Origin of the sequence: Arenibacter nanhaiticus (assembly GCF_900141935.1) — a bacterium.
Taxonomy (GTDB): domain Bacteria; phylum Bacteroidota; class Bacteroidia; order Flavobacteriales; family Flavobacteriaceae; genus Arenibacter; species Arenibacter nanhaiticus.
Genome location: NZ_FQYX01000004.1, coordinates 115,971 through 139,070 on the forward strand (window position 1 = coordinate 115,971; position 23,100 = coordinate 139,070).

Consider the following 23,100-nt stretch of genomic DNA (forward strand, 5'->3'; position numbering starts at 1 on the left):
AACTAATTTGGATCGTAACCAATAGCGAGGTTCAAAACATATATTGATAGAAGCGATAAGGATGAAAAAACAAGATAAAATAGCCATTGTTTTAGGGGCGACAGGTTTAACGGGGTCTTTCTTGGTGAAGGAACTATTGGATGATCCGAGGTATGCCAAAGTGAAGCTTTTTTCGCGGTCTAAAATTGGTTTTTCACATCCCAAATTAGAAGAGCATTTGGGCGATGTGCTAGATCTTAAGAGTTTTAAAACTTTTTTTGTGGCCGATGAAGTATTTTGTTGCATAGGGACTACCAAAGCTAAAACTCCAGATAAAGATTTGTACCATCAAATAGATTGTGGAATTCCCGTAAAGGCTGCTCAACTCTGTATGGAAAATGGGATTACCACCTTTATCGTAATTTCTGCCTTGGGTGCCAATCCCAAAAGCAAGGTTTTTTACAATAAGACCAAAGGAATTATGGAGGAGGAGGTGGTAAAGTGCAAGATCAAAAAAACCCATATCTTGCAGCCCTCCTTAATAGGAGGTAGGAGAGAAGAGAAACGATTTGGGGAGTGGTTTGCCAAACAGCTATTAAAAATATTTAATTTTGCCATGATAGGGCCTTGGCAAAAATATAAAACCATCCATCCAGCGGCCATCGCAACGACCATGGCTTGGCTGGCCAACAATAAATATCATAAGATATATATTGAGTCTGACGAAATTAAGACCATAAACCAGGATTGTAAAGGGTAAGAACTATTAAAAACCCCTTGTTGGGCGAAGTAATGAAAGAAGCATCGATGATTGAAATAGAACGCAAATTTTTAGTGAATTCCAAAGCCTATAAGGATCAGGCAAGCAGTAAAACACGAATAGAGCAGGGGTTTTTAAATACTCATAAGGAACGTACCGTACGGGTCAGGATTATGGGCGATCAAGGCTTTATTACTGTCAAGGGTATCTCTAATGCCTCGGGGACTTCTCGCTTCGAATGGGAAAAGGAAATACCGGTGGCAGAGGCATCTTCCTTACTCAAGATCTGTGAAAAGGGCATTTTACAAAAGTATCGCTATTGCATTCCCTCTGGGGAGCATGTTATTGAAGTAGATGAGTTTTTAGGAGAAAATCAAGGCCTGGTAGTGGCCGAAATAGAATTGAAGTCCGAAGAGGAAAAATTTATAAGGCCCGATTGGCTAGGAGAAGAGGTTACGGGAGATATCAAGTATTACAACTCCCAATTGAGCAAACATCCTTTTAAAGAATGGTAAAGTAAAACGCCTCCCGAAAAGGAGGCGTTTATAGTATTATTGCCAACCCCCACCGAGAGCCTTGTAAAGGGCAACCTTGGATTGCAACTGTTGCAATTGGTTTTCAATTAAATTAATTTCTGCATTCAGTGCATTTTGCCTGGCAGTTAGTAGATCTAAATAAGTTCCAAAACCATTGTTCAATAAGACTTCAGAATTAGATTCTGCCGTGCGAAGTGCCTGAACTTCGTTATTTCTATACGCGTACTTCTTTACTTCTGAGGTATATTCAAACAGCGCATTGGAAACTTCCTGACCGGCTATCAGCACCGTCTTTTCAAAATTGGCCAGGGCCTGTTCTTTCTGCGCCAAAGCCACCTCGTATTGTGTTCTTATCTTTCTATTATTAAAAATAGGTTGGGTAAGTCCGCCTAGCAAAGAGGAAAATAAAGAACTAGAATCGAACCAGTTTTTAAAGTCCAAACTTTGAAAACCAGCTGTCCCAGTTAAGGTAAAGGAGGGGTAAAAATTGCTTTTGGCAACATTGGTCAATTCAAAAGTGTTCACAAACTGGTATTCTGCGGCAATCACATCTGGCCGGTTTCTAAGGAGTAACGAAGGGATCCCTAGTTGTAGCTCCTCACCAAGGGTTTGTGCCGTTAAATCGCCTCTTTCAATGTTTTGCGAGGGCCTAGCTAGAAGAAGACTCAGGGTATTTTCGGTTCTAAAGATATTTTTCTCAATATCGATCAACAGCGCCTGGGCATTATATAACTGGGCCGAGGTCTGGTCGACCGCCACCTGGGTTACGTTCCCCGCTTCCTTTAGGGCTTTTATGGTTTCTAGACTGTTTTCCCGGTTGGTGATGGTCTTTTCCGTGATCTCCTTTTGTCGGTCCAAGGCCAATAATTGGTAATAGGTGCTGGCTATTTGCGCTACAAGCTGACTTTTTACGGCCTTATGTGCGGCCATGGTCTGTAAATAACCTGCTTCCGTGGCCCTTTTGTTACTTCTTATTTTACCCCAAATATCGGCCTCCCAACTCAGGGCGGTAGAAAATTCATAGAGATTGATACTACCTTGCGATATGCCGGAGAACTGTCCGTTTTCCGAGGCGTTTTGCTGCATCGCGGAGCCCTTAGCGGACAAAGAAGGCAAATACCCCGCCTTCCCTTGCTTTAAATAGGCTTCTGCTGCATTTATCTGTTGCAGGGCAATCCTAATGTCCAAGTTCTTTTGTAGGCCTTCCTCAATATAGGCAGACAAGAAGGGGTCCTTAAACATAGCTCGCCAAGAAATAGTAGCCATAGAACTACTGTCCGTTGGTACTTGGGAAGTTCTGTATAAGGAGTCCGTTTCTAAATCGGGACGGTCATAATTTTTTGCCACAAAGCAAGATTGTAGGCAAAGGCCCATAAAGGCAAAAAGGAATGTTTTATACAATAGCGTTTTTTTCATAATATGGGTTATGCTTTTTCCGTGTTCGTATCAGGTTGTGGGGTTTCGGAAACTTTTTCCTGTAACCATTGAAAAACAATGAAGAGGACGGGGATAATAAATACGCCTAGAATTGTCCCTATGAGCATACCTCCAGCCGCCCCGGTTCCAATGGCATTGTTTCCGGCGGCACCCACACCCTTGGCAAGCACTAAAGGCATAAGCCCTAAGATAAATGCAAAAGAGGTCATTAAGATAGGACGTAATCTTGCTCTTGCAGCCTGTATGGCGGCTTCTGGAATAGACAGTCCCTGTCTTCTTCGTTGTATCGCAAACTCTACGATTAGAATGGCGTTCTTGGCCAAAAGACCAATCAGCATGATAAGCGCGATCTGGAAATAGATGTTGTTTTCCAAGCCTAAGAATTTAGTAGATAAATAGGCGCCGGAAACCCCAACGGGCAAAGAGAGCAATACCGCAAAAGGAAGCAAATAACTTTCGTATTGTGCGGCAAGGAAAAAGTAAACAAAAACAATACTCAATAAAAATATGATTCCGGATTGACCGGCAGAGGCAATTTCTTCGCGGGTAATTCCAGAGAATGCCACTTCATAATTTTTAGGCAGTTTTTCTTCAGCGACTTCGTTGACGGCTTTGATGGCATCTCCTGAACTAAAGCCAGGGGCCGCGGAGCCGTTGATGGTAACCGAATTGAAAAGGTTGAACCTGTTGATGGTCTGAGGTCCGTAAACACGGCTTAGGGTCACAAATTGCGATACCGGCGCCATATCGCCATTGCTGTTCTTTACGAACATGCTATTAAGGCTTTCTACGTCCCTTCGGTCTTCGGGCTCTGCTTGTACAAAAACCCTGAACTGTTTTCCAAACCTACTGAAATCTGCCGCGTAATAACCGCCAATATAGCCCTGTAAGGTGGCTAGGATATCTTTTATGTTTACGCCGGCTTCCTTGGCCTTAGGAATATTGATGTCCATTTGCAACTGGGGGAAATTGGTACTGAAGGAGTTTGAGGCATAAGCAACTTCTGGGCGTTGAATAAGGGCAGAAACAAAATCATTGGCCGTATTGTCCAAGGCCTTTAATTCGCCCGAACTACGGTCTTGTAACTGCAATTCAAATCCGTCCGAGGAACCAAAACCAGGAATACTCGGAGGGGTAAAGAAAATAATTTTAGCATCGGAAATAGCGGCCGCTTTTTTATTTAGGGCTCCTATGATAGCGCCTATTTCCGTAGCATCCGTATCCCTGTCTTCCCAGCTCTCCAAAATGATAAAGCCCATTCCATAGGAACTTCCTGCTCCAGAGAAAAAGTTGTTCCCATTAATTATAGAAGCGGTTTTTATGCCCTCGATGGTGTTTATGGTCTGATAGAGCTCTTGGGTAATGCTATAAGTCCTGTCCAAGGACGCTCCTTGAGGGAGTTCTATGTTCATAAATATCACCCCTCTGTCCTCTGCAGGTACAAAACCACTAGGAGTAGTGCTGTTGGCCCACCAAATAGAACCGGCAGCGAGCAGCAATATGGCTGCGGTTACCCATTTGTGTTTCACTAAAAAGTACAAGGACTTGACATATTTTTTGGTACTGGCTTCAAAAGCGGCGTTAAAAGCTGTATAAAAACGTTGTAAAAGGCCCTTTTTCTGGTCTCTCCCATGGTGTGGTTTAAGGAATATAGCACATAGAGCCGGACTTAAGGTTAAAGCGTTAACGGCTGAGATTAAAATTGCAATAAGCAAGGTTACCCCAAATTGCTCATAGAAAACTCCAGAAGGTCCCTTTATAAAGGTAATGGGAATAAATACCGCGGCCATCACCAGGGTTATGGAAACAATGGCTCCGCTAATTTCGCTCATGGCACTTACCGTGGCTTCCTTGGCAGAATCATACCCTTCTTCTAATTTGGCATGTACGGCTTCTACAACAACAATAGCATCATCTACGACGATCCCAATCGCCAAAAGAAGCGCAAATAGGGTTAGTAAATTCAGGGAATAGCCAAATAAATTAAGGAAGAAGAAAGTACCGATGATAGATACCGGAACGGCAATCGCCGGAATTAAGGTCGATTTAAAATCTTGAAGAAAGATAAAAACCACTAAAAATACCAATAAGAAGGCTTCTATAAGGGTGTTTTTTACCTTGTTCATGGAGGCCGTTAAAAACTTATTGGTGTCGTAATTAATAAGGTATTCCACGCCTTCTGGAAATTGCTCTTTTAGATCCTCTAATTTTACATACAGATTTTCAATAATTTCCTGGGCATTAGAGCCTGGGGTCTGAAAAACACCGAAGTTAACTCCTGGGTTTCCCTTAGAACGCGAGAGAGAGGTATAGGAAAAAGCACCTAGTTCTACTTTGGCCACATCTTTTAGTCTTAGGATCTCTCCATTGCCCAAAGATTTAATGATGATATCGCCATATTCTTCGGCCGTTTTATAACGGCCCTTATACTTGATTACGTATTCAAAGGATTCCCCCGAATTTTGACCTAAGGAACCTGCTGCGGCTTCCAAACTTTGTTCCCCAATTGCACTCACCACTTCTGTGGTGGAGAGCTTATAAGCAGCCAATTTTGAAGGATCTAACCATACGCGCATAGAATAATCCTTGCTGCCAAACACATTGACGGCGCCAACACCCTTTACACGCTGTAACTCTGGTTTGATATTGATGTTCAGGTAATTTTGAACAAAGGTATCGTCATAGTCGGGATTAGAAGAAAACAAGGCCACGTACATTAGGGCAGAACTTTGTTGTTTTTGGGTCGTAATGCCGGCTCTTATCACTTCTGCTGGCAATAAGGCATTGGCCCTAGACACCCTGTTTTGAACGTTTACCGCGGCAATATCAGGATCGACTCCTTGTTCAAAAAAGACCGTAATATTGGCACTTCCCGAGTTACTGGCCGTAGAAGTCATATAGGTCATGCCTTCTACACCATTAATTTGCTCCTCTATAGGCACAATTACACTTTCTAATATGGTCTCGGCGTTGGCACCAGGATAACTGGCACTAATAGAGACCGTAGGAGGGGCTATGTCCGGGTATTGGGTTACCGGTAGTTCAGAGAGACCCAACCCCCCCAATAATAAGATAATAATGGATATGACGGTAGATAATACCGGCCTTTCTATAAATGTTTTTAACATGCTAGCTAGATTATTTGAAAACCGTGTTAAACGAATTGATGATTTCGTCGAAAGAAGTTAATTCCGGTACTATTTGGGTGCCAGCCTTTACTTTTCCGAGGCCTTTGGCCAAAATTTGCTGGCCTTCCTCAATGCCCTCGACAACTGAAATGCCGTCAACTTCTGCCAGTAGGGTAACAGCTCTGGGGACCAGCGTATCTCCTTCGACCAAGTAGACAAATTTTTTGCCCTGTTGTTCGTAGGTAGATAAAGATGGGACAACCAATACATCGTTCATTTCTGAAGGAAGGATAATCGTTCCGCTACTGCCGTTTCGTAAGAGCCCCGTTTGGTTGGGAAAGGTTGCTCTGAATTTGACCGTTCCCGTGGCCGGATTTACTTCTCCCGTAATGGTTTCTATCTTGCCCGAGTGCTCGTAAAGCGATCCGTCGGCCAATAATAGCTGTACCTCTGGTAGATTCCTGGCTTTTTCTTCTTGTGTTTTTCCATCGGTTTCGCGTAAAAATTTAATAAGCTCCTTTTCGTTCATGGAGAAAAATGCATATACATTTTCAATGCTCGAAATGGTGGTCAGTGGAACGGCATCTTGGGCACTTACCAAATTTCCCTTTCTATAAGGAACGGCACCTACAACTCCATCGACCGGACTAATGATGTTGGCATACCCAATATTGGCAGCAATACTTTGGTAATTGCTTTTTGCCTGCTCTAAATTGGCCTTGGCAGTCTCTAATTGTACCTGGCTTATAATATTTTTTGCAACCAAGGGGCGTAATTTGTCAACCTCTAACTGGGCTACATTTATTCGGGCCTTGGCAGCGCTGGCATCTTGGGATAGGGATTGGGTTTCTAGCGTAAATAAAAGTTGTCCCTTTTTTACCTGCTGGCCTTCGTCTATCAGTACTTCCTGTATGTAGCCCGATACTTTTGCCCTTACCTTGCTATTGATCATTCCTTCGATACTCGCTGGATATTTGGATAGGTTGTTCACGGATCTTTTTTCTACTTTAACCGTAGGCAACGACATGGCCGATGGTCCTTTAGGGGTAGCGGCAACCTCGCCACAACTGTGTAAAAGGGAGAAACATATCGGGACAAGAAGGAAGAATACTTTTTTCATATAGAATGCTAGTTAAGGGTGTTTTGTAAGTTGTTTTTGAGGGTTTTTAAATTTTCGATGAAATCGTTTATAAACAATGCATAATTTTTAGTGTATTGCAGCCCCGGCAAATTTTCATCATACTTATTATGGGCTTTATACAAGTTCGTTTTAAAAGCAAAAAGTTTTTCATGTAATTGCTTTTCTTGTTCCCATTGTGCGATTTTTTTATCCAACTGGACAATAATATCATTGGGAGCTGCCCTAAAATAACGTTTTCTATCGCCCAGTTTGGTAAAGTAGGTCACTCGCCCAGTATTTTGCAGCAATTTCAAATTTGTAGAAACAGAACTCTTACTAGCGTTTAAAGTCGTTACCAATTCGTCAAAACTGGTGCCGTCCTTTTCGGTCAGTATAAGCAGCGAAAAAATCCGGGCGGCTAAATGAGAAAGTATTTTGTTGGTCTCAAAATAGACCCCCAATTCTTCTATAAGTTCACTTTTTTCTATCTCTAAATCCAAAATATCGTTTAAAAAATTTTTTTTAAAGATACAATTGGTTCGGGTTTTGCCGAACTAAGGGAGGGTTAATGTTGCGTTAAAAAAAACGAATAGGAACGTGTAATACCCATGTTGTAAAGCTGAACAGTTAGGAAGGCCTTGGCCCTTAGCGTCCTAACGTGGGCGTTCCCTCCTGCGTCGGGCGGGCTCTTCGCTGTATCCCTTGCGCTGCTGCGGGGATGCCGCTGCGATCCCTAACGCGGAAATCAGTGAACAATAATCAATCAGCAATGAACCATGAAAAAAAAGCCGTACTGCTCCGATGAACGTTGTCCGGTTTTTGGCATTGATTTCAGAATAAAAGGTCTGCTTTTGTTAATTATTGTTTAAAGACTCACGATTTAAAAGGGTATTCTTAACCAAAAGCCAAAAACTATCACAACTGACTTTTAAGAGGTTTATTAAAGGTTTCTAGAATGGTAGATACTGTTTTCGGCCGCTAGCGCGAGGGGCACGCTCGTGCCCGTACAGAAAAGAACGGGCTGGCAACAATAATTTTGATGGAGCCTATTTTTTATATATCGGATAGTGACTTTTAGCAGGGCGTTTACTTTTTAGTGCTCAGCCTATATCAGGGACGTACATTATTGCTAACTGTTCGTTGTAACCCGCGTTAGCTATTGCAGCGGCATCCTTTTTTAGGGGGCCGGCACCCTAAAAAAGATATAGCGGAAAGAGCGGCCCCGATAGGGGAACGCCCAAATAAAACATGGAGGCTTAAATCAATTTTAAAATGGATTCACCCGCCTATTAAACAAGGATTCATTGTTCAGATATAGAAAGAAATTGAGGTTTAAGAACAAGAATGGTATTCGTTTGATACCTGGAAAATGAAAAATAGGGCGGTTAGAGCCTATTCGTGATCGTTTACAATCGGTACCTATTTTGGGATATATCCTCTTTACAATAGGGGGATAGGAATGCTAAATAATAAAACCCCTAAAAAAGGGGTTTAAACTTTAAAATATATTTTGGGGCAAAACGGGCCGTTTTTAAGATTAAACGGCCAATATGCCTTCTTGTTCCAATACGGGAAGAGGTCTAAAATTAGCTTCGTTAATGCTGTTTTTTTCGAAGATAAATCGCTTTTCATAAAGTTTGTTATCGGCGAAAAAAGTAACGAAGAACTCATTGGTAAAGGCTAAGATATCTTCCTGAAGCTCTTCTATTTTCTTAAAATCCTTGCCTTTGATATCGCCTAAGCCATGGCGCATCGTAGATGTTTTTCTATCGCCTTCGTAACCTTTAGATACGGCAATAGCAGCTTCGATAGTGTTTTCCCTATCGTTTATAAGGTATACATTCCAATTTTTTTCCAAAAACTCTTCGTTCCATTCGTGGATAACAGCAACATAAACCTGTTCTGCAATAGGAATTTCAATATCTTTTTTCATATATAGTTTAGAATCTTTAAAGGGAAATATAAGCTTTGGCCTGTTGGAATAAAGCTTTAATAAGCGTTTTTAAATTGCTCTAAAAATCGCATATCGTTTTCGCTCAATAATCTAATATCGGAAATCTGGTGTAATAATAAGGCAATACGGTCTATCCCCATTCCAAAGGCAAAGCCAGAGTATTCGTTGGGGTCTATACCGCAATTGGCAAGTACATTAGGGTCTACCATACCACATCCCATGATTTCCAACCAACCGGTACCTTTGGTCATTCGATAATCGGTTTCCGTTTCTAAGCCCCAGTATACATCTACTTCTGCGCTAGGCTCCGTAAAAGGGAAATAAGAAGGCCTTAACCTGATCTTTGATTTTCCAAAAAGCTCCGTAGTAAAAAACTGAAGGGTCTGTTTTAAATCGGCAAAGGAAACGTCCTTGTCAATATAAAGACCTTCTACCTGATGGAAAAAACAATGGGAACGCGAGGAAATGGCCTCGTTTCTATAGACTCTCCCCGGAGAAATCGTTCTAATAGGAGGGGTGTTGTTTTCCATATAACGTACCTGTACCGATGAGGTGTGGGTACGTAATAATATGTCCGGATCTGTTTGTACAAAGAAGGTGTCCTGCATGTCCCTTGCCGGATGGTATTCTGGAAGGTTCAATGCCGTAAAATTATGCCAATCGTCTTCAATTTCAGGTCCTTCGGATACATTAAACCCAATTCTTGAAAAGATTTCGATGATCTGGTTCTTAACAATGGAAATCGGATGCCTTGACCCCAAGGGTAAAGGTTCGCCCGGCCTTGTTAAATCGCCATAAACTCCTTTTTCTTCAACACTATTTTCAAGGGTATCTTTTAAAAAGGCTACCTTTTCGGTAACAATCGTTTTAAGTTCATTGATAGTTTGTCCAAATTCCTTTTTCTGTTCTTTGGGAACATTCTTGAAATCGGCGAAAAAATGATTGAACAATCCTTTTTTTCCTAAATACTTAATACGAAAAGCCTCAATAGCTTCTTTATCATTGGATGAAAACTTTTCAACCTCTTGGATATGCTCTTTTATTTGTTCTATCATGCTCATCACTTGGCTTGTGTTTGTCCTGAAAATAGGAAGTGCAAATTTAAAACTTTTATGGCAAGAGGCATGATTTTTATGGAAATAAAAAATGGGCCTTATAATTTTTCAGGCGCGTTTTTAGAAAACCTTCTTGTTTAGCCCGAATTTGTCTGAGGGCTATAGGAGGTGTTTGGTCAATTTGTCTGCTACATCAGAAGTAAGCAAGCAACCTATGGCTCTAATACTGCAAGGGATAATAAAGCTTTCCAAGGAATCAGATAGGATTCTTTGGAATTTAAAATAAGGGTAGCCATCTCCTATAGAGAAAGCTACCACTTATAAAACAGAAATGTAGAAGGCAGATTTAATCTAGGTGGTAAATCTCCATGATGTTTTCAAGAATACCCTTAAAATCGATTTTAAGGTCTATCAGTTTTCCGGTATGCACATCAAAAACCCAACCGTGTACCTTTAAGCCACGGTCTCTGTATGCCTTTTGAACGGCGGCGGTTTTGATAAGGTTTACACACTGCTCCTGAACATTGAGTTCTACAAGACGATCGTATTTTTTATCCTCGTCCTCTATAGCGTTCAGTTCATTGGAATGAATCCTGTACACGTCGCGGATATTTCTGAGCCATGGGTTCAAAATACCCAAATCTGCCGATTGCATCGCGGCCTTTACCCCCCCACAGGCGTAATGCCCGCAAACAACAACGTGGTTTACCTTTAAATGGTCTACGGCATAATTTATGACAGACATCGCATTAAGGTCAATACTGATGACCATATTGGCAATATTCCTGTGTACAAAAACATCCCCTGGGCCAAGGCCCATTAATTCCTCCGCGGTAACCCTACTGTCCGAACATCCAATATAAAGGATTTCTGGCTTTTGGCCTTTTCCTAGTTCGTTAAAGAAACTTGGATCGGTTTGTAATTTTTCCTCGATCCATTTTTCGTTGTTCTCCAAAACTTTATCTAGATTTTTCATGTGTTTTGTAATGCTTAATTTAGTTGTAAAGATTAATTTTTTCTCGGGGCATACTTTTATATTTCTTTTTCTTAAAGAATATCGTAGTATTACTCTAAATCTTGACTATCGGTATTTTAGAATTACCGTGCCTGGTGTGTTGTGTTTGCCTATTTTTGAATAGTATTTAATTTATGACTGCAAAAAATAACGCTAAAACAGGTTTTAACTAAGAAAGCAACTCGGGGGGAGGAAGGGCAATATCCATTATAAAATTGGAGGTACCCCATTGGTAAGCAGTTTGATTATTGGGTTTTTTTTCGAATAAAGAAAGGAAATAATTGCCATTTGCATGGGTTACAAGCAGTTTTTCTCCCATGTCCTGTTTTCCCTTTGGGTGATTTTCCTCCTCTGTTATATTGGTCATTACTACCACGGATTCCCCATTTACCAGGGATATCACATAGGGAGTGAATATGGAGAAAATCCATAAAAACAATAATAGGTACAGGAAGGTTTTCCTCATATAATGCGCTATAGAAGGTAAATATAAGGGGTAAGCTTTTTTTAAAATGTTAAATTATAATTAAAAATCTTTTATATCCTTAATTTCCTCGGCAGGTACCCAACCAGTTTTGCCGTTGATAAGGGCTATTTTTTTCCAGTCGTTTAATTGGTTCAGTACATTGACCTTGGTCCCCGCATGTAAAACAAATACTTCCTGACTTCTGGCATTGGGTTCGGATTTAATGCTGATTTCCTCTGCAAATACAATGGCAGGTTGGTCTGCTTCAAAGTCGGAATATTGCACGTAGGCGAATATAAAACTTCCTATAGAAAATACAAAAAAGACAAGTGCACTTATAAAAGCCACTCGCTTTTGGGCAGCATAGGCCAAGAAGTAAAAAAGAATGTACAAGGCAACAAATAAGATCATGAAAATAACGGCCAAGTAGGCCCACTGATCAAAGGAAAAGAAAGAAGTAACTGTCTTATAAAACCTGGAAATACCAGCTTGAGGCAAGGTTTCTATATCGTCCAAGGTCATGTTCTGGGCAAAAGCCAAATTGTTTTTTACGTCCCCATCGTTTGGGTTTAGCAATAAGGCTTTTTCGTAGTAGAAAATACTGGGGGCAATCTCATTTAATTTGTAATAAGTATTTCCCAGGTTAAAATACAATTCGGCAGAATGTTCCCCGTTTTCTAGTATGGCCAAGTACTTTTCAGCAGCTTCATCAAACTTGCCTTCGTTGTAAAGGGAGGTAGCCTGGTTAAATAAATCCTGGTTTTGGGAAATTCCCAAGCTGCATATCAAAAAAAATAAAATATATAATCCGCGCTTCATCATCTATATCTGTTTATCCAATTGGGAAATTACTTCACTGGCAGTATTGTAGTCTTGTTGCATTTGTACCACGGAAAATGGACTGTAGCGGGCCATTTCACAATTTTTCAACAAACCGATAAAACCTTCGTTGGTAGCAAGGTCAACATTTTTTTCTGACAATAAAGTGGTTATCTTGTCCTTGCTGAATTCGGAGGTCTCTATCTTTAATTTAGCCTTTAAATAGTTGTGCAGGGCCTTTTCCAAGGCTATATAAAACGCATCCTTGTCGCCCAAGGTCTTCTTGGCGGCAGAAAGGTATTTTTTCGCTAATTTATTGGCCCTTTTAATCTTGTTTCCTTCTACATCGCTCGAGATGGCTTCTCGTTTTTTACCAAGAAGGATGGCCAATGGAATGAATAGGATAGGTAGTAACCACCATAGGAAAAAACGATTACTGCCAAAAAAGTAATTGGTTTCTTTAGGAGTTAAATTAGGGGTTAATTTGTTAAACACAAATTGGTTGCCAGTGGCAGCTATTGTTTGTTTGTTTAAGGCAGCACCGCCTCTCGTATTTACGGTGCCGCTAGAAGGGCCTTCGATAACGTTGATCAGTATTTCCTCGGAATTTAAGGTGTGATATTTTTCTGTTTTAGGGTTAAAATAGCTGAACGATATGCTAGGGATGGGGTACTTTCCTTTATAGGTAGGTACCACAGTATAGCTATTGTTGATCGTTCCCTCCATTCCCGAAAGGTTGGTACGGATATTTTCGTTAAACTCTGGTTCGTAAACTTCTAAGGAACTGGGCAAATTTAATTTTGGAATTTCAAATAATTTTAAATTTCCTTTTCCACTAATGCTCACTACTGCCTGTAGGGACTCCGAGGCATTTAGACTCGTCTTGCTAGTGGTAACCGAAAATTTGAAATCGCCTACTGCCCCACTAAAATTAGCAGGCTTTTCTTCTGTTGGCAAAGCTTTGACGGCAATGGTTCGCTTTCCGGCAGAAACCGTCTTGCTGGCCTGGGCAAAAATACGGCCCCCAAAAAAATCGCGCCTGTTGGTAGGAACTTGTAAACTGACATCCAAGGATAAAGGCTCTATTTCTAATTCACCTGTTTTCTGGGGATACAGTACCACCCTTTTTAAAATAACCGACCTGTAGGCCTGTCCCTTAAAAGTAGTATTCTCGGTAGTGTACTTGCTAATGGGCATATCCTGACTCCAAAAATCGTTGTATTTAGGGTTGTCCAACGCTCTAAAATTGGTGACATCTATGGTCGGACTTACGTATAATTTGTACACAACGGTAACCGCTTCATTGAGGTAGGGGGTAGGGTTAGATAGTTCTGCGACCAAATGCAGGCTTTCATCGGCCACATCGTCAACCGTTTTTTCGGCATCGGGTTTGTCCACTGCAGCAGTGACTTCAATGTCTTGGGGAAGCGATTTGTAGGTTTCTCCATCGATAACAATGGTCGCTTGTTTAATGGTGAATATGCCCCTGCCCGTAGGTGCTAAGGTATAAGAATAGGTTTTCGAAAAACTACGGACCCCGTTGATCCAAGAGGAACTAATAGATTGTGAAGGCCCCATTAATACTCGGAAACCATCAAAATCCGGAGGGGTAAAATTGTCGCCATCCTTGTTCATCGTAAAATCTACCCGTATGCGCTCGTTAAGGCCAAGTTTGGTCTTGCTGGGTTTCATCTCAAAGGTTACCGCATCATTCCCTTGGGCCTTTACCAAAAAACATAGGAAAAGCAAGGGTAAAACCGAAATGTATTTTTTTATGTTCACTGTTGTTACCAATCTTTTTCATTTTTAACCTTAGCACCTTTTACCTTTTGGGCATCCAATTTTTCCTGTACCTTTTTCTCCTCGTTCTGCATGGCCTCTAACAAATTTTTCACCTGTTGAGGGGATAATTGGTTGGGTTTGGGTTGCTGTTGTTGATTGTCGTCCTGTTGATCTCCTTTGTTGGGCTGCTGCTCCTTTTCTTCTTTATCGTCCCCTTCACCTTCTTTATTCTCTTCTTTCTTTTCGTCGCCCTTATCTCCTTCGTCTCCTTCTTCCTTCTTTTGGTCTTCGTTTTCGGTATCCTCTCCCTTGTTTTTGTCTTGGTTCTCTCCTTCTTTTTTATCCTCGTTCTTGTCCTGTTTGTCCTGCTGGTCCTTATTGTCCTTGTCGTCCTTGTTTTGATCGTTTTTTTGTTCCTCCTGCTGTTTTTTAAGCAGTTCTTTTGCCAAGGCCAAATTGTAGCGGGTTTCTTCGTCGCTAGGATTGTTTCTCAGGGCTTCCTTATAAGCATCTACTGCTTTTTGGTATTCCTTGTTTTTCATAAATACATTGCCCATATTGTGATAGGCCTTGTGCTTGTCTTCCTTATTGGTCGATACTTCGCCAGCTTGCTTATAACGTCCAAAGGCTTCACTGTAATTTTCGTTCTGGTAATAGGTGTTCCCTAAATTGTATGGGGCTATACCGTTATCGGCACTCTTGGAAATAGCTTTTCGGTAATTGGCTTCCGCATTGACAAAGTCGCTTTTTTCCAAGTCTTTGTTGCCTTCCCAAATATAATTGGTAGCGGAGAGAAGCGACTGCTTCTTTTCTTTATCCTTCTCCTTGTCCTGTGCATACGAAAAACACCCTATCAATAAGAGTACATACATGATCTTCTCCATAATCTTTCCTTTATCGTTCGTTAAACAAATTGAGCTTTTTAAGCCATTTGGTTTTTCGGTCCAGTATAAAGAGGTCTAAAAATAACAATAAAAGGGCAATCGCCAAAAACCATTGAAACTGGTCTTTGTATTCGGCAAATTGTTTGGCCTCAAACTCTTTTTTGTCCATTTCGTTTAACCGTTCTTTGATGAACGCAACCGCCGTTTCGGTGTTCTCTCCATTGATATACTCCCCATTGCCCTGGTTGGCAATATCAATAAGGGTCTCTTCGACTAGTTTGGTAATGACGACCTCTCCGTTAGAGTCCTTTTTAAGGGTTTCTAAGACACCTCTTCTTTTTATGGGAATAGGCGCTCCCTTTGTTTTTCCTACCCCAATGGTAAAGACGCGTATTCCTTCCTTGGTCGCATCTTCTATTGCTTGTGTGATAGAACCTTCGGAATGATCTTCCCCGTCCGAAAGTATGAACAATACCCTATTGGTTTGCTCATCGTCATTGTAATAGGTCGATGCTAATGCTATGGCCTGGTCGATAGCGGTACCTTGAGATGAAAGCATATCGGTGTTCATACTCTGTAAAAACATTTTGGCGGCACCGTAATCTGTCGTGATGGGCAATTGTGGAAACGCCTGGCCGGCATAAGCAATAATCCCAATTCGGTCGCTAGCCAGTTGATTGATGATCTCGGAAACCAATCGTTTTGATTTCTCCAATCTGTTGGGAGCAATATCTTCGGCCAACATACTCTTGGAAACATCAACCGCAAAAACAATATCGACCCCTTCGCGTTTGACCGTTTCTAATTTTGTCCCAATTTTCGGATTGGCCAGGGCCAAGGCTAAAGAGGCCACCCCCAATAAAAGAACAATTAATTTTAAAGTAGCCTTAAAGTCCGATTTATCGGGCGTTAATCGCTTTAATAAAGCGAGGTCCGCAAATTTCCTTTGGGTCCTTTTTTTCCATATTTGAAGCAATACAAAAAAGACAATTACCACAGGAATTATGAACAACAGGTATAGGTATGTTTTTTCGTCTAATTGAATCATTTTGTTTTCTTCATTTATGATCGGTAAAGATCAATTTCTTTCGGTTATATAAAGCTTCTAAACAAGGTGTTGCGCACGAACCACTCTACGCAAAGCAGCCCTAGGGCCAAAAGAACCCAAGGTCTGAATTTTTCTTCGTACTTGTAGTATTTAAATTCTTCGATTTCTGTTTTTTCAAGCTTGTTTATTTCGTCATAAATAGCTTCTAGTTTCTTGTTGTCCGTAGCCCTAAAATATTTTCCTCCGGTAGCCCCGGCGATGTCCTTCAGTAATTGCTCGTCTATTTCAACTTTTTGCATGGCATACCTAAAAGAACCGTCGGAATTATAGGCGACAGGGGAAAGGGCCGTACCATTGCTCCCCAAGCCAATTGTATAGGTTTTTATCCCGAATTCAACTGCCAAATCAGCAGCGGTCTTTGGTTCTATAAAGCCCGAATTGTTTACCCCATCGGTTAATAGGATAATGACCTTGCTCAAGGCTTTGCTGTCTTTTAATCGGTTTACGGATGTGGCCAACCCCATACCAATGGCCGTACCGTCGGTAAGTTTGCCATAAGTGACGTCCTCTAAGGCCCTTAAAACAATAGCCTTGTCACTGGTAATAGGGGTTTTGGTATAACTTTCTACGGCGTATTCTACCAATCCTATTCGGTCATTGGGACGTTGCTTAATAAAATCGCCAGCAACCTCTTTTAAAGCTGCCAAACGATTTGGTTTTAAATCCCTGGCCAGCATACTAGAAGACACATCTATGGCCATAACAATATCTATTCCCTTGGTAGTCTTTGTTTTGGTAGAGATCTCCTCGGTTTGCGGTCGCGCCATAGCTACTACGATGGCAGCAAGGGCAATCAGCCGCATAAAGAACAATACAGGTTTTAACTTGGGCAATAGGCTGTCTTGAGAAAAACCTTTGATACTCGATATGGTCAAAGAGGCACTTTCTTCCTTTCTTTTAAAATAATACCAAAGGATTGCCACTGAGAGCAATAATAGCAACCAGAAAAATTGTGGGTTGGCAAAAGAAATATTTTCTAACATTTATAATGTTGTTTTTACTTCTACGGTGTTTAAAATTTTGTCTACGATCTGTTCGGCATAAGCGTCCTCGGATAACCAGCTCAGCATTATATTTTGTTGGAACCCCTTGCCTCCAAAGAAAAGAATAACATACTTTCCATCTACAAGCTCATTGGATTCCGGTACGGAAAACTTTCCGCTGCCGTATAATTTGGCGCCTTTAACGCCCGAAACCGAATAGAACTCTTCCTCCTTGGTGGTGATTATTTTATTCCCTTGGGCTTCAAAAGCTTTCAATAGCTGTTCTGCCGTTTGTTCAAAATTGGGATCTACCGCTTGTGTCAAGGTCATAGAGGTAGTGGCTACCGTAAATAAACCTAAAGAGCTTCTGTAGGCGAAAGCTTGTATTTCCTTAATATTGGCCTGCGCTTCTGGCGGTAATTTTACCGGCTGTCGCAATAAAACCTTTGGGGTTTGCAAACCGATAGGTGGATTCCCATAATCGCTTTGCACCCATTCGCCCTCCAATAATTCTTTGGTGGGGTGTCCTAAAACGGTGTCTTTGACATAACCAAAGCCATAGTATCCTATAGTGGCCACCCCTGCAATCAAGAGAATGGAAATACCAATGACGGCGGTAAGGACCAATTTTTTCTTCTGGTTCTTTTTTGCCAGTGCCTCTAAATATTCTTCACGTTGCAACAAATCTTCCTCTGTAGGCTCTGGAATGGCCTCTTTGGTTTTTATAACGATCTGTTCTACCGATTTTCGATCTTGCTCGGCCACCGAAGTCTCGGGTTTAGACTTGGCAAATTTGACCAAATCGGAGGTTTGTAGTACCTTTTTAAACTGTTTAATAGTATCCTCCTCTAACTTTAGTTGTCCGGCATCCTTCATCATTTCCAGGGTGTCTATCAACTGGTCTGTGGTGCTTTCCAAGGCCGTTACATGAACTTCTTCTTCCAAATAAGATCGAACAATATCCGTTAATTCCGAATAATAGGACTTAAAATCGTCCTGAATTAGATATTTTGAGTTTTCTAGTTCTTTTAGCTCTAGGATGGCCCTGTCAAAAGGCGGTAATAGGGCTATTTTTTCCGCAGCTGTCAAAGGCTTTTTTCGAAAGACAAACCAATAAACCAATCCGCCCAAAAGAATTAGTACCCCTAATATGCCCAAGATAATTTTCCAAAGTCCCGAATTGCTCTTTTCTACTTGTATGATGGGTTTAATATCATACAGCTTCTGGGTCAAGGTATCTACCGGAACGTTGGCGACATGGACCTGAATGGAATCGGTAAAAAAAGATTTTCCGTTCACCACTATATATTGCTTCGGAATGGTATAGGCACCAGAATCGAATTGGGTTAGGGCATATATTCTTTGTAAGCTAACCCTGTCCTGTTTTTTTACGGTGTCTGTTTTTAAGGCTTCCACGGTTTCCAAAGGAGAAAAGGTCTGCCCCTCGGGAAAAATGACCTGTGCCGACGAATCTGCTTCTACCGTAATTTTATACCGTATCTGTTCCCCTATCTTTATAGCAGTAGTGTCTACCGCTGAAGAAACGCTAGGCAGATTTTGCGAAATGCCTTTGAAACAGAAAAAAAGGATTAATATCAGTGTCCCTAGGGAGATTCTTTTAGGTGAAAATAATTTATAATTGTTCATTTTTCTTATCCTCGTCGCTTAAAATAACCCAACAATTTTTTTACATAACTTTCGTCTACCCGACAACTCAACACTCCACAGCCCGCTTTGGTAAAGGACTCCTGAAAGTAAGCTACCTGTTCTTGATAGTGTTTTTCATAGTTAAGGCGTACTTTCTTCGATTGGGTATTTACCAATTGCACGGCACCAGTTTCGGCGTCTTGCAGCTGTACCATTCCCAAATTGGGAATTTGTGTTTCCTTTTCGTCAAAAATCCTGATTCCGGTAAGGTCATGTCTTTTGCCTACAATGCGTAAGGTCTGTAGGTAGTCATCGGTGATAAAATCCGAGAGCACAAAAACAATGGCCTTCTTCTTCATTACATTGGTAAGGAATTTTAAGGCCGCTTCTAAATTGGTTTTCTTGCTTTTTGGAGAAAATTCTAACAGCTCGCGAATGATTCTAAGGGCATGACTTTTTCCTTTTTTAGGAGGGATAAAAAGTTCTACCTCATCTGTGAATAACATAAGCCCCACCTTATCATTGTTCTGAAGGGCCGAAAAAGCCAAGGTTGCCGATATCTCGGTAATGATGTCCTTTTTAAATTGATTGTTGGTGCCGAATAGTTCCGAGCCACTGACATCTACTAGGAGCATCATGGTGAGCTCTCGCTCTTCTTCAAAAACTTTCACAAAAGGTTCATTGTAACGGGCCGTTACGTTCCAATCTATAGCTCTTACGTCGTCGCCAAATTGATACTGGCGTACCTCACTAAAGGTCATTCCTCTACCTTTGAAAGTAGAGTGGTATTCCCCGCCAAATATATGATCGGAAAGACGCCTGGTCTTAATCTCTATTTTACGAACTTTTTTAAGTAATTCCTTGGTATCCATCATGGTAATAAACAGTCTTCAATAGGCCTTGAATTTCAATAGGTTTTTGAAAAATAGAATTTAGCACTGCCTTACAGTGTTCTAAAAACTACCCACTGTTTTAAGGAACTTCAATCTCGTTAACGATCTTATTGATAATGTCTTCGGACGTTATGTTTTCGGCTTCGGCCTCATAGGTAATCCCAATTCTATGACGTAAAACATCGTGTACTACGGCACGTACGTCTTCGGGTACCACATAGCCTCTTCTTTTGATAAAGGCATAGCATTTTGCTGCAGTGGCCAAGTTGATACTTCCTCTTGGCGAAGCTCCAAAACTTATCAATGGTTTAAGGGAAGCCAAGTTGTATTTTTCGGGATAACGACTGGCGAAAACAATATCGAGTATATATTTCTCTATTTTTTCGTCCATATACACTTCTTTGACCGCTTTTTGAGCGATTAAGATCTGGTCTACGGAAATGACAGGCTTTACTTGCTGGTAGGCACCATTAAGGTTTTGACGAATGATTAATTGCTCTTCGGCCAGTTTTGGGTAGTCTATCACCGTTTTTAACATAAAACGGTCTACCTGGGCCTCAGGCAACGGATAAGTTCCTTCTTGTTCTACTGGGTTTTGGGTGGCCATCACCAAAAATGGTTTGTCCAAAATAAAGGTTTCATCACCGATGGTAACCTGCTTTTCCTGCATGGCTTCCAATAAGGCCGATTGTACCTTTGCCGGAGCTCGGTTTATCTCATCAGCCAATACAAAATTAGCGAATATTGGACCTTTTTTGATGGAGAAATCATTGACCTTCATGTTGTAAATCATGGTTCCCACAACATCCGCAGGCAATAAATCTGGCGTAAATTGTATACGGCTAAAACTTCCTTTTACGGCCTTCGCCAAAGTATTGATGGCAAGTGTCTTGGCAAGTCCGGGAACCCCTTCCAATAATATATGTCCTTGTCCTAAAAGTCCTATCAGTAAGCGTTCGATCATATGTTTTTGACCAACGATTACTTTGTTCATTTCTAAAATAAGAAGGTCAATAAAAGCACTCTCCTGCGCAATTTTTTCATTTACGGCGCTGATATCTACCGAAGTATTTTCTTCCATATAATGCTATTGTTTATCTATTTGGTTTATATTTCGTTATAACTAACTTCATGCAAATTGAAAATTTATTTAGTTATAGCTTGTTAATGTATGGTTAAATGTTAAAAGCAGCATCAATTTTTATGAAGTAATTAAGGGATTTTTTCATAATATCACAAACTTATGTAAAAGAAAGTGGCTTATTCCAAAATCAACTCCAAACTTTTAACCGCCAAGATAAAAGCAATTCTTTAAAAAAACGAAAAAAATCTAAACAAGCGGTATTTCCTTCGATGAAAAAGATTTGTAGCCTAAGGGTATTATATAAATGATACTCGGCAGAGCGCATTCACTTAGCCGGAACAGCGTAACGCTCTTGGTCTGCCTGTAAATAGCTTCTTTAGAAGGAATGTATCTCATAATGCACATTTGGACTTGGGCAAGTAAAAAATAAAGACCTATAGGGTTTGTATTGAATGTCCGGATGTTTGTCCCATACGATGTTATGTCTTATTTTTATAGGGCATAATGCGAACTAATAATGAATTGCCCAACAATATTTTATGAGTAAACCAGATCATGATAAACCAATTGCTTTTATAACAGGTGCCACTAGCGGAATTGGCATGGAAACCGCGAAACTTTTCGCTGTCCATAAAATAAATTTAGTGTTGTGTGGCAGGAGGAAAAAAGAATTGGAGAAATTAAAAAAACAACTCTCTGTACACACTAAGGTTTGTATTTTAGATTTTGATGTTCGTGATAAAAAGGCTGTTTTTGAAGCTGTTAATGGCCTCCCTGACGATTTTTCCGAAATAGATATTTTGATAAATAACGCTGGGAATGCCCATGGGTTAGACTCTATCGAAGACGGTAGTTTGGACGATTGGGAAACGATGTTAGATATCAACGTCAAAGGCTTGTTGTACGTGTCCAAGGCCATTTTACCTAAAATGATCGCGCGTAAAGCCGGCCATATTATAAATATTGGTTCCACAGCAGGGAAGGAAGTATACCCTAAAGGCAACGTGTATTGTGCCAGTAAGCATGCCGTGGATGCTATAAACCAAGGGATGCGGATAGACTTAAACCAATACGGAATACGGGTAGGAGCGGTGAACCCTGGTCTGGTGGATACGGAATTTAGCAAGGTCCGTTTTAAAGGAGATCAGGAGAAGGCTTCGAAAGTGTATCAGGGGTTTCAGCCATTGAAACCAGAGGATATAGCAGATATTATTCATTTTGTAGTGACCCGGCCCTATCACGTAAATATAGCAGATTTAATAGTCATGCCAACGGCCCAAGCTAATAGTACTATCGTTAATAGAAATTCATGATCAATAAACGCCTTCTTGTTAAAAACCTTTTAGCCCATAACGACGAGAATAGTTTTTATGATAAGAAACGCTTTATTGATATTGGCCAGAAAGAAGGGAAAGGCAAGTTTTTGAAACATGTTTGTGCCTTGGCCAATAGCAACCCCAATAACCATTCTTTTATAGTCGTAGGGGTAGAGGACGAAGAAAATAAAATTGTAGGGGTAGATTTCTTCGACGATAGCAAAATTCAGAACTTGGTCAATGCCTACATAGATAATCCACCCCTGATTTCGTACGAGAATATTCCTTTTCCACATTTGCCGATGAATAAGGTCGTGGGGTTGGTGACCATTAGATCTAACGGCAAGGTTTGTTCCCTGCGGAAAAATATATGGAAATATTATGGCGGGGCGGTATTTTTTAGGGAAGGTAGTATTAGTATGCCTAAGGCGTATGGAATAGAGTTAAAGGATATCAATTCTCAAGTAGTAGCCACCATAGAACAACATGCGAAAAACAATATAGAACTGACCCTGGATGGGGTGATTGATTTCTTAAACCTTAGGCACAGGGATCTAACGAGTCATTATAAGGTGTTTAAAGAACAATTTGTTGTGTGTTGGGCCGGAAATCAGAAAAAAGTAAAAGAACATACCTATTATTCCCGAGTCGATATTGAACTGATCAATGAACAAGTGAAATTGTTTTATTCGGAATTCGATGAAATTACTATTGCCTATGATGAAGATTCTTTTACAACTATAGAATATATACAATTGGGGCTCGGTTCCCAGCAAAAGTATTACCCCTTAGAAAAAATGGTGATTACCTTTTTTGATAACGGGACCTATACTATTAAGAGCGATTTGATCTTTAAGCCGCCTTTATACGATAAAAGAAGTCTTCACCATATTTTTAATGCCAAAGTGGCCTTGTTAAAAAAGATAGAGAAGGGAATTCGATTGGATGCCGTCGAAAGGAAAGATTTAGGGGCCTTGCCTGATACGCTGCTAGTTTGTTATATCAGCGGTTTTGAAGTAGCTAAAGTATACTTGGAAAAAGCAAAACCTCTTCTCAAGAATTACGACCTAGGTGTATACCGATCCGTAAAGGAGTCTTTGCGTATAATTCGAAAGTTGACCTATAATTAAGCAG

General features: G+C 40.7%; 20 protein-coding genes. 4 read left to right on the forward strand and 16 right to left on the reverse strand.

Annotated elements, in window-relative coordinates; all coding sequences use genetic code 11:
* Window positions 1–61 precede the first annotated feature (61 nt).
* Both BUA16_RS03920 and BUA16_RS03925 read left to right on the forward strand, forming a co-directional pair.
* A complete protein-coding gene (locus BUA16_RS03920) occupies window positions 62–739 on the forward strand; it encodes an NAD(P)H-binding protein (protein WP_072763336.1) in 678 nt (225 codons plus the stop codon).
* A 47-nt stretch (window positions 740–786) separates the two neighbouring features.
* On the forward strand, window positions 787–1,254 hold the full coding sequence (locus BUA16_RS03925; protein WP_072763337.1) for a CYTH domain-containing protein: 468 nt from the start codon (window positions 787–789) through the stop codon (window positions 1,252–1,254).
* Window positions 1,255–1,290: 36 nt separating this feature from the next.
* On the opposite strand, the gene BUA16_RS03930 is transcribed toward BUA16_RS03925, so the two are convergent.
* From BUA16_RS03930 to BUA16_RS04005, 16 genes are all read right to left on the reverse strand, one after another.
* On the reverse strand, window positions 1,291–2,691 hold the full coding sequence (locus BUA16_RS03930) for an efflux transporter outer membrane subunit (RefSeq protein ID WP_072763338.1): 1,401 nt from the start codon (window positions 2,689–2,691) through the stop codon (window positions 1,291–1,293).
* Between the two features lie 8 nt (window positions 2,692–2,699).
* A complete protein-coding gene (locus BUA16_RS03935; protein ID WP_072763339.1) occupies window positions 2,700–5,840 on the reverse strand; it encodes an efflux RND transporter permease subunit in 3,141 nt (1,046 codons plus the stop codon).
* A 10-nt stretch (window positions 5,841–5,850) separates the two neighbouring features.
* Window positions 5,851–6,960, reverse strand: a complete 1,110-nt coding sequence (locus BUA16_RS03940) for an efflux RND transporter periplasmic adaptor subunit (RefSeq protein ID WP_072763340.1) — start codon at window positions 6,958–6,960, stop codon at window positions 5,851–5,853.
* An 8-nt stretch (window positions 6,961–6,968) separates the two neighbouring features.
* Entirely contained in the window at window positions 6,969–7,460 is a 492-nt protein-coding gene (locus BUA16_RS03945; RefSeq protein WP_084668430.1) for a GbsR/MarR family transcriptional regulator, read from the reverse strand.
* A gap of 1,037 nt (window positions 7,461–8,497) precedes the next feature.
* Window positions 8,498–8,893: a hypothetical protein gene (locus BUA16_RS03950; protein WP_072763342.1), complete on the reverse strand. Its 396-nt coding sequence runs from the start codon at window positions 8,891–8,893 to the stop codon at window positions 8,498–8,500.
* Between the two features lie 56 nt (window positions 8,894–8,949).
* Window positions 8,950–9,969 (reverse strand): phenylalanine--tRNA ligase subunit alpha, encoded by a 1,020-nt coding sequence (pheS, locus tag BUA16_RS03955; RefSeq protein WP_072763343.1) that lies wholly within the window; start codon window positions 9,967–9,969, stop codon window positions 8,950–8,952.
* Window positions 9,970–10,315: 346 nt separating this feature from the next.
* The gene (locus tag BUA16_RS03960) at window positions 10,316–10,945 is read right to left on the reverse strand and encodes a carbonic anhydrase (RefSeq protein ID WP_072763344.1); all 630 of its coding nucleotides are present in this window, start codon (window positions 10,943–10,945) and stop codon (window positions 10,316–10,318) included.
* Window positions 10,946–11,153: 208 nt separating this feature from the next.
* Window positions 11,154–11,450 carry a hypothetical protein gene (locus BUA16_RS03965; RefSeq protein ID WP_072763345.1) on the reverse strand — a complete coding sequence of 99 codons (297 nt, stop codon included), beginning with the start codon at window positions 11,448–11,450 and terminating at the stop codon, window positions 11,154–11,156.
* A 60-nt stretch (window positions 11,451–11,510) separates the two neighbouring features.
* Window positions 11,511–12,272, reverse strand: a complete 762-nt coding sequence (locus tag BUA16_RS03970) for a tetratricopeptide repeat protein (protein ID WP_317045382.1) — start codon at window positions 12,270–12,272, stop codon at window positions 11,511–11,513.
* Complete coding sequence (locus BUA16_RS03975) at window positions 12,273–14,051, reverse strand: BatD family protein (protein ID WP_072763432.1); 1,779 nt, start codon at window positions 14,049–14,051, stop codon at window positions 12,273–12,275. It lies immediately after the preceding gene.
* A 5-nt stretch (window positions 14,052–14,056) separates the two neighbouring features.
* Window positions 14,057–14,935: a tetratricopeptide repeat protein gene (locus BUA16_RS03980; protein WP_072763346.1), complete on the reverse strand. Its 879-nt coding sequence runs from the start codon at window positions 14,933–14,935 to the stop codon at window positions 14,057–14,059.
* 10 nt (window positions 14,936–14,945) lie between these two features.
* Complete coding sequence (locus tag BUA16_RS03985; RefSeq protein ID WP_072763347.1) at window positions 14,946–15,983, reverse strand: vWA domain-containing protein; 1,038 nt, start codon at window positions 15,981–15,983, stop codon at window positions 14,946–14,948.
* 44 nt (window positions 15,984–16,027) lie between these two features.
* A complete protein-coding gene (locus tag BUA16_RS03990) occupies window positions 16,028–17,026 on the reverse strand; it encodes a vWA domain-containing protein (protein WP_072763348.1) in 999 nt (332 codons plus the stop codon).
* Window positions 17,027–18,673 (reverse strand): BatD family protein, encoded by a 1,647-nt coding sequence (locus tag BUA16_RS03995; RefSeq protein ID WP_072763349.1) that lies wholly within the window; start codon window positions 18,671–18,673, stop codon window positions 17,027–17,029.
* A gap of 5 nt (window positions 18,674–18,678) precedes the next feature.
* Entirely contained in the window at window positions 18,679–19,545 is an 867-nt protein-coding gene (locus tag BUA16_RS04000; protein ID WP_072763433.1) for a DUF58 domain-containing protein, read from the reverse strand.
* A 100-nt stretch (window positions 19,546–19,645) separates the two neighbouring features.
* Complete coding sequence (locus BUA16_RS04005) at window positions 19,646–20,647, reverse strand: AAA family ATPase (RefSeq protein ID WP_072763350.1); 1,002 nt, start codon at window positions 20,645–20,647, stop codon at window positions 19,646–19,648.
* A 542-nt stretch (window positions 20,648–21,189) separates the two neighbouring features.
* Between BUA16_RS04005 and BUA16_RS04010 the strand changes: the two genes are divergently transcribed.
* Complete coding sequence (locus BUA16_RS04010; RefSeq protein WP_072763351.1) at window positions 21,190–21,963, forward strand: SDR family NAD(P)-dependent oxidoreductase; 774 nt, start codon at window positions 21,190–21,192, stop codon at window positions 21,961–21,963.
* Entirely contained in the window at window positions 21,960–23,096 is a 1,137-nt protein-coding gene (locus tag BUA16_RS04015; RefSeq protein WP_072763352.1) for an ATP-binding protein, read from the forward strand. The genes BUA16_RS04010 and BUA16_RS04015 overlap by 4 nt, the downstream gene beginning before the upstream one ends.
* Window positions 23,097–23,100 lie beyond the last annotated feature (4 nt).

What these genes read in the sequence shown, in the direction of transcription:
- BUA16_RS04000 (WP_072763433.1), bottom strand. Translation starts at nt 19,545, where the DNA reads ATGGATACCAAGGAATTACTTAAAAAAGTTCGTAAAATAGAGATTAAG.
- BUA16_RS03970 (WP_317045382.1), bottom strand. Translation starts at nt 12,272, where the DNA reads ATGATGAAGCGCGGATTATATATTTTATTTTTTTTGATATGCAGCTTG.
- BUA16_RS03920 (WP_072763336.1), top strand. Translation starts at nt 62, where the DNA reads ATGAAAAAACAAGATAAAATAGCCATTGTTTTAGGGGCGACAGGTTTA.
- BUA16_RS04005 (WP_072763350.1), bottom strand. Translation starts at nt 20,647, where the DNA reads ATGGAAGAAAATACTTCGGTAGATATCAGCGCCGTAAATGAAAAAATT.
- BUA16_RS03930 (WP_072763338.1), bottom strand. Translation starts at nt 2,691, where the DNA reads ATGAAAAAAACGCTATTGTATAAAACATTCCTTTTTGCCTTTATGGGC.
- BUA16_RS03950 (WP_072763342.1), bottom strand. Translation starts at nt 8,893, where the DNA reads ATGAAAAAAGATATTGAAATTCCTATTGCAGAACAGGTTTATGTTGCT.
- BUA16_RS03985 (WP_072763347.1), bottom strand. Translation starts at nt 15,983, where the DNA reads ATGATTCAATTAGACGAAAAAACATACCTATACCTGTTGTTCATAATT.
- BUA16_RS03960 (WP_072763344.1), bottom strand. Translation starts at nt 10,945, where the DNA reads ATGAAAAATCTAGATAAAGTTTTGGAGAACAACGAAAAATGGATCGAG.
- BUA16_RS03935 (WP_072763339.1), bottom strand. Translation starts at nt 5,840, where the DNA reads ATGTTAAAAACATTTATAGAAAGGCCGGTATTATCTACCGTCATATCC.
- pheS (WP_072763343.1), bottom strand. Translation starts at nt 9,969, where the DNA reads ATGATAGAACAAATAAAAGAGCATATCCAAGAGGTTGAAAAGTTTTCA.
- BUA16_RS03980 (WP_072763346.1), bottom strand. Translation starts at nt 14,935, where the DNA reads ATGGAGAAGATCATGTATGTACTCTTATTGATAGGGTGTTTTTCGTAT.
- BUA16_RS03940 (WP_072763340.1), bottom strand. Translation starts at nt 6,960, where the DNA reads ATGAAAAAAGTATTCTTCCTTCTTGTCCCGATATGTTTCTCCCTTTTA.
- BUA16_RS03965 (WP_072763345.1), bottom strand. Translation starts at nt 11,450, where the DNA reads ATGAGGAAAACCTTCCTGTACCTATTATTGTTTTTATGGATTTTCTCC.
- BUA16_RS03925 (WP_072763337.1), top strand. Translation starts at nt 787, where the DNA reads ATGATTGAAATAGAACGCAAATTTTTAGTGAATTCCAAAGCCTATAAG.
- BUA16_RS03995 (WP_072763349.1), bottom strand. Translation starts at nt 18,673, where the DNA reads ATGAACAATTATAAATTATTTTCACCTAAAAGAATCTCCCTAGGGACA.
- BUA16_RS04010 (WP_072763351.1), top strand. Translation starts at nt 21,190, where the DNA reads ATGAGTAAACCAGATCATGATAAACCAATTGCTTTTATAACAGGTGCC.
- BUA16_RS03990 (WP_072763348.1), bottom strand. Translation starts at nt 17,026, where the DNA reads ATGTTAGAAAATATTTCTTTTGCCAACCCACAATTTTTCTGGTTGCTA.
- BUA16_RS04015 (WP_072763352.1), top strand. Translation starts at nt 21,960, where the DNA reads ATGATCAATAAACGCCTTCTTGTTAAAAACCTTTTAGCCCATAACGAC.